The following is an 11,722-nucleotide window of genomic DNA, read 5'->3' as shown; positions in this document are numbered from 1 at the left end:
ACTGGGGACTGGGGACAAGGAGAATAACCTATGCCTAATAACAAATGACTAATGACTAATGACTAATGACAAATGCCCAATGCCCAATGCCCAAAGAAAGTTAAGATTCTATTAGGTAATAATGCAATTTGTTAAGTTTTATCACGGCATTGACAGTGAAAACACTAAGCTGACCTTACTTAAGAAAGCATCCGGTTAATAGCTAAGATGTTCGCCACAAGTGTATTTATTCATTTTGAATTTTGAATTTTTATGTACGATGTCCTCGATTCTCGCTCTGTCTTAGAAGTGTTGCGACCAGTAGAAGACCCAGAGCTCCGCAAAAGTCTGGTGGAACTGAATATGATTCGCAACGTGAAAATTGACGGTGGCAAGGTTAGTTTTACTTTAGTGTTAACCACTCCTGCCTGTCCTTTACGTGAATTTATAGTTGAAGACTGTAAGAAAGCTGTTAAAAAACTCTCAGGCGTTACAGATGTCAGCATAGAAGTAACGGCAGAAACACCGCAACAAAAAAGTTTACCCGATCGCACTGGCATTTCTGGGGTGAAAAATATCATTGCTGTTTCCAGTGGCAAAGGTGGCGTTGGTAAAAGTACGGTGGCGGTAAATGTAGCAGTGGCTCTAGCTCAAACTGGGGCGAAAGTCGGCTTGCTAGATGCTGATATTTACGGCCCTAATGACCCCACCATGCTGGGGCTGGCTGATGCCCAAATTACTGTGCGTTCCAGTGAAACAGGTGACATCCTGGAACCTGCTTTTAATCACGGCGTCAAATTAGTTTCAATGGGCTTTTTGATTGACCGAGATCAGCCAGTAATTTGGCGGGGCCCTATGCTAAATGGTGTAATTCGCCAGTTTCTCTATCAAGTGCAATGGGGAGAACTGGACTATTTGATTGTAGATATGCCACCGGGAACCGGAGATGCTCAGTTAACTTTAACCCAAGCAGTGCCGATGGCAGGGGCAGTAATTGTCACCACGCCACAAACTGTAGCCCTGTTAGATTCTCGCAAGGGATTGCGGATGTTCCAGCAGATGAATGTCCCGGTATTGGGGATCGTGGAAAATATGAGTTATTTTATACCCCCCGATCAACCAGATAAGCAGTATGACATCTTTGGTTCCGGTGGAGGCTCAAAAACAGCTGCTGAATTGGGAGTGCCATTATTGGGGTGCGTGCCGCTAGAGATTTCAACACGAGTTGGTGGTGACAGTGGTGTGCCAATAGTCGTTGGTGATCCAGATTCAGCTTCGGCAAAAGCATTAACAGCGATCGCTCTTACCATTGCTGGTAAAGTATCAGTTGCTGCCCTGACATAATTAATTTTAATTTCTATCTGCTTCCTGGGCTATGTACTAGGAATACTAGGGACTGGGGATTGGGGAGTGGGGAAAAAGCAGGCGAGCTCTTAGCTGGGAGCAAGGGAGAAGAATTTTCCCCTCAGCAAGAGCAGCCCCCCGCCCCTCTGCCTCTTTTCAATTCCCAATTCCCAATTCCCAACTCCCAACAATTAAAGCTAAAGTCTAAACTTACACAATGTTGTTAAAACAATCGCTCCCCAAAATTCGCTGGAAGTCTTGGGTTAAGCCCTGGCAGTATGTAGATTGGCTACTATTTTCTTTGCCAATTGTTATTAGTATCTTTGGCGGCCTCATGATTCTCAGTACGGAACTGAAGCAGCCAGTAACTGACTGGTGGTGGCACTGGATGGTAGCGGGTATCGGTGTGCTTATAGCGCTGTTTTTAGCTCGTACACGTTATGAACTCTTAATGCAGTGGCACTGGGTAACTTATGCACTAACAAACTTCAGTTTAATCGGCGTGATGATTGCTGGTACTAGCGCCAAAGGGGCACAGAGGTGGATTAGTATCGCAGGCTTTAACGTGCAACCCTCAGAATTTGCCAAAGTCGGCATGATCATCACCTTAGCAGCTTTGCTACACAGGCGCACTGCTTCTACGCTCGAAGGTGTTTTCCGCGTTCTGGCAATCACCGCTATACCTTGGGGACTGGTATTTTTGCAGCCAGATTTAGCAACATCACTGGTATTTGGTGCGATCGTCTTAGGAATGCTTTACTGGGCAAATGCTAACCCAGGCTGGTTAGTTCTGATGATTTCTCCTGTGGTTGCCGCGATTTTGTTTAGTATATCTTGGCCTTTATCAGAGCCGATAGTTTTATTCAAAGAATTATCTTTTGGGCCATTAGGGCTAATTTGGTCAGTTGCGATGGCTATTGTGGGCTGGCAAACTCTTCCCTGGCGTCGATTTGGTTTAGGTGCTATCGGTGCGTGGACTCTCAATATACTGGGTGGCGAATTAGGAGTCTTCGCTTGGAACCATATTTTGAAAGAGTATCAAAAAGATCGGCTAACTGTATTCATGAATCCCGATCACGATCCACTCGGTGCTGGGTATCACTTAATCCAATCTCGCATTACTATTGGTGCTGGTGAAATTTGGGGATGGGGTCTGTTCAAGGGCCCAATGACGCAACTGAATTTTGTACCTGAACAGCATACAGACTTTATTTTTTCTGCAGTAGGGGAAGAATTCGGTTTTGTTGGTTGTTTGGTAGTGCTGTTTGTCTTCTGCTTAATTTGCTTCCGTCTACTGCATGTTGCCGAAACCGCCAAAGATAACTTTGGTTCCTTGTTGGCTATTGGCGTTTTGTCCATGATTGTGTTTCAGTTGATTGTCAACGTTGGCATGACAGTTGGTTTAGCGCCTGTGGCAGGCATTCCCCTACCTTGGATGAGTTACGGGCGTTCTGCTATGCTGACCAACTTCATTTCCTTGGGAATAGTAGAATCAGTAGCAAATTTTCGACAAAGGCAGAAGTATTATTGATTAGTCATTAGTCATTTGCAACAAGCAAATGACTAATGACTAATGACAAGTATTAAGCTATTAAAAGGAAACAAGCGAGGCTAAAAACATGATTCTGCCTGGAGCAACTGTTCGCGTCAAGAATCCCGCAGATACCTATTATCGCTCCGAAGGACTCGTGCAACGGGTGAGTGATGGCAAAGTAGCCGTATTATTTGAAGGTGGTAACTGGGATAAATTAGTTACCTTTCGCCTGAGCGAATTGGAACTCGTAGAAACCACAGCCGGACGTAAAAAAGCCAAATAAGATTAGTCATTAGTCATTTGGCAAAAACTTATGACTAATGACCCTTCGGGTGACGCTCGTGCCTCGCTAACGCTGCGCTAACGCCAGTTGCTCATGAGGGAAACCCCCTTGGCGCTAGCCTCTCCCAATGTGAGAAGACCGCACTGGCTCACCAATGACTAATGACTAAATTACTATGCGCCTCCCCCTACCACAGTTTGCTACTGGCGATCGCCATCCTAACCACATTGCGGAGGTGATTGAAACTACTAGTACTGAATTTTTAGCTCAGTGTTTGGAACCAGAAGATTTAAGCTTTCCCTCCATGCCACCCTTTGGTAGTTGGGTCTGTTCTGTAGATGAAGAATCGGGTAATCAAGTTTATGCTGTGGTGTATTATGCCACAACTATGCCCATAGATTCTGTACACCGGGCCAGAGCTTTGGGGTTGTCATTGCAAGACTTACGCGAAGAACAACCCCAGATATTTGCCATGCTCCGAACAGAATTCCGAGCTGCGATCGTAGGATTTGAGCAATCTTCCCAGAATCGAGGTTATAACCAAAGAATATATCAGTATCTACCACCCCGTCCCCCGCAAATTCATCAAGCTGTTTATCGGTGCGAACCAGAAGCAATCATTAAATTTACTGAAGAACTAGATTTTTTGCGGACACTCCTTTGTATTAACGGTGCGCCAGTAGAGTCTTTGACCGCAGCAGCCATTCGAGATATATACCAGTTACGCAAAGCTGACCGAGAATGGCTAATTAAAGCTGGACGTAGCTTGAGTGTGCTACTTAAAGACGACTATGATCGCTTGCGGTTCATTTTGAGTCAAATCCATCCGTAGGTAGTTAGTTCTGAGACAATTGCCTAGTTAGTGTAAGAAAATATATTTGATTTGTCCTCAGGTGGCTTCTGCATTTATTTATATCAATTAAGCGCTCGCCCTAAGCTAATCGCAGTTTTACCATAGCCCCTTCAATTCCTACCTATGGAACTCATATCACAAGTTCTTGCTCTGGAGCCAACTTCCCAAGTTCTTGGCAAGGAACCAATTGTTCCCTTTGCTATTTTGCTGGTGGTCATCTTAGTTATACCTATAATCTTTGAGCGGCTAAGATTACCAGGATTAGTGGGTTTGGTTTTCTCAGGGCTAGTACTCGGGCCCTCAGGCTGGAATCTATTTCAGTCGGACTCACCGATGATTAACCTGCTATCAGACATTGGGTTAATTTACTTGCTGTTTGTCGCAGGACTAGAAGTTGATCTAGAACAGTTTCGTCGGCAAAAAAGTCGTGCCTTCGGGTTTGCTAGCTTAACTTTCAGTGTACCCCTGGTGATGGGAACTTTAGTAGGGCTGATTTTAGGCTATGGTTGGAATACTTCAATATTAATTGGCTCTTTATTCGCTTCCTATACCCTTTTGGCATATCCCATAATCAGCCGTTTGGGAGTGGTCAACAACGAAGCTGTTACGGTCACCATTGGAGCTAAGATTTTTACAGATATTGGTGCAGTACTGATCTTAGCCGTTTGTGTACGCGTCGCTGATGCTGGAGAATTCAGCTTTGCTAAACTACTCACCTTGTCGGGTTGGTTAATTATTTACTCTGTTGCTGTTGTCACAGGCTTTGATTGGGCAGGCAAAGAATTTTTCAAACGGTCTGGAGACGACGAAGGAAACAAGTTTTTGTTTGTGTTGCTTTCTGTGTTTCTGGCGGCTGTGGGCGCTCAATTGATTGGGATAGAGAAAATTGTTGGTGCCTTTTTAGCGGGTTTGGCGGTAAATGAAGCTGTAGGGGAAGGTCCAGTCAAAGAAAAGGTGGTATTTATTGGCAGTGTGCTATTCATTCCTATTTTCTTTGTTGACCTTGGCTTAACGATCAATCTACCCGCCTTTGTGAACAACCTAGACACGCTGAAGTTAACGCTGTTGATGATAGTCGGTTTGATTGCCAGTAAATTGATTGCAGCTTTTTTTACAAAACTGGTTTACCGCTATAACTGGCAAGAAATGCTAACCGTCTGGTCGCTATCACTTCCCCAAGTTGCTACAACGTTAGCAGCAACGTTAGTGGGATACCGGGCTGGGTTGCTGCCACTAGAAGTATTACACAGCGTGATTGTCTTAATGGTTGTCACATCAACCTTGGGGCCGTTGATCACTAGTAAAATAGCTGTTGGTTTGAATTCCTCACCCGCCGAAGCTCCAGCACCACCCCTACCTGGCCAAAACGCACCAAGGATAGACAGTGCTTTTACTATAGTCGTACCTGTCTATAATCCTCACACCGAGCAGTATTTAATTGAAATGGCGGCGTTATTAGCGCGTCAGTGTAAGGGGAAAATTATACCGCTTGCGATCACTAATGCTACCGCTCAAATGGATGCACCACAGTTAGAAGCGTCTCTACAACGGAGTGAGCAATTATTAACAAAAGCCACGGTACACAGTCGAGTATTGGGCATAGCCGCAGAACCAATGCTGCGGATTGATGATGCTTTTGCTCAAGGAATTAGCAGAGCTGCTCGTGAACAAAAGGCTAATTTAATCGTTATGGGTTGGGGTAAACGGACTGGGTTACGAGCGCGTTTATTTGGGAATGTGATTGATGGTGTGCTTTGGGCATCCCATTGTCCAGTAGCGGTAACACGTCTAGTAGAATCACCGAAAAAAATTCAGCGCATCTTAGTACCAGTAGAAAACTTAACAGCACCGACATTACAGCCTGTACAATTTGCCCAGATGCTAGCAGAGGCAAATCAGAGCCACATTACTGTACTGAATGTGTGCGATCGCCGCACTAGTTCTAGTAAAATTGCTTGGAGGCGATCGCATCTCTCCCTATTGGTATCTAAATTGGCTTTGACTAATGCCCCAGAAATTCAAATTATCGCTCATGAAAATGTTGCTCAAGCAATTTTGCAGGCAGCGCGATTATACGATTTAGTCGTTTTACCTTTTATACGTAATCGTACCAGCCCTGGAGGGTTAGCCATTAGCGATGTCACAACTCAGTTAGCTAGACAACTCACCTGCTCCATTGTCATGCTTGGAGAACCGCAACGCACTCAAACCACAAATGTAGTTATGTCTAACACGGTTACCACCATTACATCTGCTGTATGATATGAAGCATAGTTCAGTCCACTCACGTGGACTTAGGCTGCCTTGGTGTAGTCTGTCGGAGGCATAGCATTCACAAAAATCTTTGCAACAAATGAATCGGCTATAGGGGTATACAGATGTACGCCCCTACAAACTTATATATTTATAGCAGGGATTTCCTGAAATGATATAAGCCTCTGCACTTAAATACAGGGCAGGATCTTGGTAAATGCGACAACTTGACTATTGCACAAATATGGGTAATTGTAAGACCTTGAACTGTGGAAAATGTCAACCTATTCCTGCATCCAATAGAAAACAGTATTAACCGTAAAAACACTTTATATTGTTGAAGATTTGATGAACTTTAGGTGGAAGAGTGAGAATTTTTGTTATTTTACTAGTTAAATTATTAAGGAAGCAAGTAAAAATATAACAAAACTATAACTGTAGAAAAATAAGTAAGTTCAACAACACTTTTTGATTGAACTTTGTTATTTTTTTCATTCTGTATTTTTGTCCCCAACCTGGGTAATCTAAAAGATAAGTGCAATAGCTACTGAAAATATTGTAAGTAAATGGGAAACTATGAGAATTTTGGTGACGGGTGGTGCTGGGTTTATTGGTTCCCATCTCATCGACCGACTAATGACCGATGGGCATGAAGTAATATGCTTGGATAATTTTTACACTGGTCACAAACGGAACATCCTTAAATGGTTAGATAACCCGTACTTTGAACTGATCCGCCACGATATTACCGAACCAATTCGGTTAGAAGTGGATCAAATTTATCATCTAGCTTGTCCTGCTTCACCAGTACATTACCAGTACAACCCAGTTAAAACCGTTAAAACTAACGTGATGGGAACACTTAATATGTTGGGGCTGGCTAAACGTGTGAAAGCTAGGTTTTTCTTGGCTTCAACCAGTGAAGTATACGGCGATCCAGAAGTTCATCCCCAAACTGAAGAGTATCGGGGTAGCGTCAATCCCATTGGGATACGTTCATGCTACGACGAAGGTAAAAGAATTGCTGAGACTCTAGCATTTGATTACTATAGGCAAAATAAAGTTGATATTCGAGTTGTTCGGATATTTAACACCTACGGGCCGAGAATGTTAGAAAACGATGGTCGGGTAGTGAGCAACTTTATAGTTCAAGCCTTGCGGGGTAATCCTTTAACCGTTTACGGTGATGGTTCGCAAACTCGTAGTTTCTGCTATGTTTCCGATTTAGTCGAAGGATTCATCCGCCTAATGAATAGCGACTACATTGGTCCAGTAAATCTGGGTAATCCTGGTGAATATACGATTTTGCAATTGGCACAAGCTGTGCAAAATATGATTAACCCAGACGCGCAGATTAAATTCGAGCCACTACCTTCGGACGATCCCCGGCGTCGCCAACCTGATATCACAAAGGCAAAAACTTGGTTAAATTGGGAACCGACTATTGCTCTGCAAGAGGGGTTAAAACTAACAATAGAAGATTTTCGTGATCGCATTCAAAGCGATGTAAATAATTCAACCACCTGAGTGACACCTAGCGTTGCTCTAAATTTGTATGTAGGCTCACCCTATCGGTAGCCAGTATGCTTAGTGGCTGAGTTTACTTTAAGTGTGTAAGTGTTATATTGATACTTCTTTTAGAAGACTAACCCCAAAATAAGTGAGGAGTTAAAAAATGCGTGTTTGCGTGATTGGTACTGGTTACGTTGGTTTAGTTACAGGTGCTTGCTTGGCTCATATTGGGCATGATGTAATTTGTGTAGACAATAACGAAGAAAAAGTTAAGTTAATGAAGTCTGGGCAGTCCCCAATTTTTGAGCCAGGACTTTCAGAAATTATTCAGTCTGCCATTCAAACAGAGAAAATTCATTTTACTAGTGATCTCGCTGCTGGAGTTGCCCACGGAGAAGTTCTGTTTATTGCTGTGGGAACGCCACCTTTACCCACTGGTGAAAGTGATACTCGTTATGTTGAAGCTGTAGCCCGTGGGATTGGGGAAAATCTCAACGGTGGTTATAAAGTCATAGTAAATAAATCTACAGTACCCATTGGCTCAGGTGACTGGGTGCGGATGCTTGTTTTAGATGGGATTGCTGAACGGCTGAAAACATTAGTACCCGCAGGTGGGATACCAAGTGATGAAAAATTACCTGAGTTTGCAGCCGAGTTTGATGTAATCAGCAATCCAGAGTTTTTGCGCGAAGGTTCGGCAGTGTACGACACCTTCAACCCCGATCGCATTGTACTCGGAGGTAATAGCCAAAGAGCAGTAGCCTTAATGCGACAACTCTATGCCCCAATTGTAGAACGCAAGTACGCTCTTGATCAATCTTTACCCCCTGTGCCAATTCTGGCAACAGACCTGAGTTCGGCGGAGATGATTAAATACGCCGCTAATGCTTTTTTAGCCACTAAGATTAGTTTTATTAACGAAGTTGCTAATATTTGCGATCGCGTCGGTGCTGATGTCACCCAAGTAGCTAGAGGTATTGGTCTAGACTCCCGCATTGGTAACAAATTTTTACAAGCTGGTATTGGTTGGGGTGGTTCTTGTTTTCCCAAAGATGTCTCCGCTCTGGTTCACACTGCTGATGATTATGGCTATGAAGCCCAATTACTCAAAGCTGCTGTCAGTGTCAACGAACGCCAGAGATTGATTGCTTTAGAAAAACTCCAAAAAGTTCTGAAAATTCTCAAAGGCAAAACAGTTGGACTACTCGGACTGACCTTCAAGCCCGATACCGACGACTTGCGCGACGCCCCAGCCCTCAACCTAATTGAGCAGCTAAACCGACTGGGAGCCAAAGTTAAAGCCTACGACCCCATTGTTTCCCAAACAGGTTTACGTCATGGGCTTTCTGGGGTACTAGTAGAAACCGATGCCGAAAGACTAGCTGACGGTTGCGATGCCTTAGTACTCGTCACCGAATGGCAGCAGTTCAGCACTCTCGACTATGTGAAGATGGCAAAATTGATGGCCCACCCCGTTATCATCGACGGTCGTAACTTCCTAGACCCGGAAGCAATGATCCGGGCTGGATTCCAATATGTAGGGGTGGGAAGATAGAGATTTAGGAGACGCGATTAATCGCGTCTGTACAGGAGTTAGCAGTTTGGAATAATCAATAACTCCTAACTCCCAACTCCCTTCAAAACCTAAAGATTTAAAGTACCGCCTAGAATAATCTAGGCGGTATTTAATTTGTATAAAGCTTCACGTAAATCGGCTCAGGAAAACTTTACTTGGCGTTTTTGCGTGTTTGATTTATATCAAGCGCTATGTGGAATACGTTCGATTTCAGCATATCCACTGAAAATAAGTTTTTGACCTTCAGTTTCTAATCGGTTGAGCCGCATTTTCACTCCATCAAGGTCAAAACGATCCAAATCGACCATATTATCTAAAATTTCTACCAGCGCCACGCTCAAGGTTTGCGAGATTTCCTGTTGTGCTTCTGGCACTTGGTCAAGTTGAATTTTCGGATCTTTAAAAGAAACTCGCCGCCGCCTTTCAATGCCTATAGTTAGGATCATGCTCAGAGGTACGAGTTCGCCATTGTTTAAATCTGCTTTTGCTACAAGCTGTAAGCGATTCTCTGGCAATAGCTGTACCTGAACTTCCGTAAAGGAGACTGGTTCACCGCCAGATAATTCTGTCAGTGATGGTACGGTGAGGTTAAGCAGGCGCTTTTTCACCAGTTCCGCGTTAAAGGCTTGGTTTATCCCTGCTTCTGATAAAATTACTTGAGCGATCGCTTGAGTAGGTTGCTTAAGACTGAGTTTGCCACTTAAAACCGAGCCGAAATCAATAGCCACGGCATCGGTTTCAAATGACATCTCGTCAACCGCAAAATCTCTCCGAATTACTAAGCCACGACCGCTCATTTTGAAGCTATCAATGCTGCCTTGCAACAGTTTGCTGGAGGGATAGCAGCGTACAAAGACTTCTACTGACTCGCTTTGGGTAAACAGGTGGCGAATCGTTTGGCTGGCGACTGTGTTGAGCATCCGCTCTCCCCAATCTGTGCCTTTAGGATTTTGTAAACCAGTAAGTCCGCCGAACATGTGGTTTTGGGTCTCTAGAAGTTCTTTGTACTTTTGTAACAAACTGTGAAGAATACAGCAAGCGATCCCACGATTAATTGTGCTGATAGGTAGGTATAGGATGGCTGATGGTTGAAAACTAGTTGTATTATATATTACTAAATAATGGACTCGTTGCTCTGTAAAAGGCAAGTTTGACCTCAAGATTCACGACTGGGCACTACTTGATATGGCGGATTACTTCAGCAACTGACCAAGCTTGAGCGATCGCTCCTCTGGGCTTGTGAGGTGCATCGCCATCAAAAATCTCAGAAATAGAACCAAGACTTGCGTCAAATAGGAAGTGATCTAGTAGAGGTTGCCAATCAAAAGGCAGCGATTGTTGTGGATAAAAACGTTGCCAAGCGCGAATATATGGCCCAATTAGCCAAGCCCAAACAGTGCCTTGGTGGTAAGCGCGATCGCGTTGCTCTTGGTTACCCTCATATCTGCCTTTGTATTCGGGATCTCCTGGATCAAGACTACGAAGACCATAGGGTGTAAGTAAGCTGACAGTTGCCAAATCTAATATCTGACACCCTTGCTGTTCAGAAAAGCCGCAATGGTGCAGCGACAGCGCCAAAACGGCATTAGGACGAACTTGAAAATTCCGGTGATCGTCCGGCTCAATAGTATCGTACAAATAACCCAGATGAGGATTCCAGAACTTTTGCAGCGAGGTTTTCACACGTTGTGCTTGTTGAGCATAACGCTGTGCTTGCTTAGTGAGACGCACTGGCGAGCCATACTCAAGCTGGCTCAATCGTTCTGCCCACTGACTTAGCCAACATAAAGCTGAATACCACAGCGCATTGATTTCCACTGGCTTACCGTAACGGGGAGTAACAGGGTGTGTCCCAATTACCACATCCATCCAGGTCAGGGCTGCACCAGGAGCATCCCAACTAACTAGCCCATCGGTAGCATCGATCTGGATATTGAAATGTGTACCACCGACAAATGCTTTGTAGATTTGCTGTACTATCGAGAATTGCTCTGCCAAAAATTCCCAGTCTTGGGTAGCTTCTAAATAAAGTCCTAAAGTTTCAATCCACCACAACGCTGCATCAATACTGTTATAAATTGGTTCTCCATTGACATCAAAAAATGCATTAGGAATCAAACCGTGGCGACAATAATGCCCAAAAGTTCGCAATACTCCTTTTGCCAGCTCAAAACGTTGTGGAACAAGTGCCAATCCCGGTAAGGCAATTAATGTGTCGCGTCCCCAGTCATTAAACCAGTGATAACCAGCAATGACCGTAGGCCCAGCAATTGAGGCTCGATAGACGATAAACTGATCGCTTGCTTTGAGTAGTTGTTGGTTAAGTGGGGATTGGGGATTGGGTATTGGGGATTGGGTATTGGAAAACTTTTCCCCAGTCCCCATGCC

The 11,722-nt window shown here is 44.1% G+C and carries 9 protein-coding genes; 7 read left to right on the top strand and 2 right to left on the bottom strand.

Going from position 1 to position 11,722, the window contains the following annotated elements:
• The first annotated feature begins 252 nt into the window (after positions 1-252).
• The 7 genes from ACFFAP_RS29720 to ACFFAP_RS29690 all read left to right on the top strand — a co-directional run bounded on the left by ACFFAP_RS29720 (position 253) and on the right by ACFFAP_RS29690 (position 9,313).
• Entirely contained in the window at positions 253-1,323 is a 1,071-nt protein-coding gene (locus ACFFAP_RS29720) for an Mrp/NBP35 family ATP-binding protein (RefSeq protein WP_229552818.1), read from the top strand.
• Positions 1,324-1,540: 217 nt separating this feature from the next.
• Positions 1,541-2,854, top strand: coding sequence for a rod shape-determining protein RodA (gene rodA / locus ACFFAP_RS29715; RefSeq protein WP_375514582.1), 1,314 nt, complete (start codon positions 1,541-1,543; stop codon positions 2,852-2,854).
• Positions 2,855-2,942: 88 nt separating this feature from the next.
• Positions 2,943-3,140, top strand: coding sequence for an NAD(P)H dehydrogenase subunit NdhS (locus ACFFAP_RS29710; RefSeq protein WP_096567803.1), 198 nt, complete (start codon positions 2,943-2,945; stop codon positions 3,138-3,140).
• A gap of 175 nt (positions 3,141-3,315) precedes the next feature.
• Positions 3,316-3,972 carry an HAS-barrel domain-containing protein gene (locus ACFFAP_RS29705; protein WP_375514581.1) on the top strand — a complete coding sequence of 219 codons (657 nt, stop codon included), beginning with the start codon at positions 3,316-3,318 and terminating at the stop codon, positions 3,970-3,972.
• A 144-nt stretch (positions 3,973-4,116) separates the two neighbouring features.
• Positions 4,117-6,255, top strand: coding sequence for a cation:proton antiporter (locus ACFFAP_RS29700; RefSeq protein WP_375514580.1), 2,139 nt, complete (start codon positions 4,117-4,119; stop codon positions 6,253-6,255).
• 567 nt (positions 6,256-6,822) lie between these two features.
• Positions 6,823-7,773: a UDP-glucuronic acid decarboxylase family protein gene (locus ACFFAP_RS29695; RefSeq protein WP_375514579.1), complete on the top strand. Its 951-nt coding sequence runs from the start codon at positions 6,823-6,825 to the stop codon at positions 7,771-7,773.
• A 148-nt stretch (positions 7,774-7,921) separates the two neighbouring features.
• Positions 7,922-9,313: a UDP-glucose dehydrogenase family protein gene (locus tag ACFFAP_RS29690; RefSeq protein ID WP_375514578.1), complete on the top strand. Its 1,392-nt coding sequence runs from the start codon at positions 7,922-7,924 to the stop codon at positions 9,311-9,313.
• A gap of 203 nt (positions 9,314-9,516) precedes the next feature.
• Here the strand turns inward: ACFFAP_RS29690 and ACFFAP_RS29685 are convergent, their stop codons facing one another.
• Together ACFFAP_RS29685 and ACFFAP_RS29680 are read right to left on the bottom strand one after the other, a co-directional pair.
• Complete coding sequence (locus tag ACFFAP_RS29685; RefSeq protein ID WP_375514583.1) at positions 9,517-10,311, bottom strand: DUF2993 domain-containing protein; 795 nt, start codon at positions 10,309-10,311, stop codon at positions 9,517-9,519.
• Between the two features lie 199 nt (positions 10,312-10,510).
• The coding region (locus ACFFAP_RS29680) for an amylo-alpha-1,6-glucosidase (protein WP_375514577.1) at positions 10,511-11,722 on the bottom strand (1,212 nt) is incomplete at its 5' end.

This window comes from uncultured Nostoc sp., assembly GCF_964245575.1.
Classification (GTDB): Bacteria; Cyanobacteriota; Cyanobacteriia; order Cyanobacteriales; family Nostocaceae; genus Nostoc.
The sequence above is the reverse complement of the archived record's forward strand: the minus strand, read 5'-3'. Positions and strand labels throughout refer to the sequence as shown.

Bases quoted from the DNA above. Each gene is read 5' to 3' on its own strand.
- ACFFAP_RS29720 (WP_229552818.1), top strand. From the start codon at position 253: ATGTACGATGTCCTCGATTCTCGCTCTGTCTTAGAAGTGTTGCGACCA.
- rodA (WP_375514582.1), top strand. From the start codon at position 1,541: ATGTTGTTAAAACAATCGCTCCCCAAAATTCGCTGGAAGTCTTGGGTT.
- ACFFAP_RS29710 (WP_096567803.1), top strand. From the start codon at position 2,943: ATGATTCTGCCTGGAGCAACTGTTCGCGTCAAGAATCCCGCAGATACC.
- ACFFAP_RS29705 (WP_375514581.1), top strand. From the start codon at position 3,316: ATGCGCCTCCCCCTACCACAGTTTGCTACTGGCGATCGCCATCCTAAC.
- ACFFAP_RS29700 (WP_375514580.1), top strand. From the start codon at position 4,117: ATGGAACTCATATCACAAGTTCTTGCTCTGGAGCCAACTTCCCAAGTT.
- ACFFAP_RS29695 (WP_375514579.1), top strand. From the start codon at position 6,823: ATGAGAATTTTGGTGACGGGTGGTGCTGGGTTTATTGGTTCCCATCTC.
- ACFFAP_RS29690 (WP_375514578.1), top strand. From the start codon at position 7,922: ATGCGTGTTTGCGTGATTGGTACTGGTTACGTTGGTTTAGTTACAGGT.
- ACFFAP_RS29685 (WP_375514583.1), bottom strand. From the start codon at position 10,311: ATGTTCGGCGGACTTACTGGTTTACAAAATCCTAAAGGCACAGATTGG.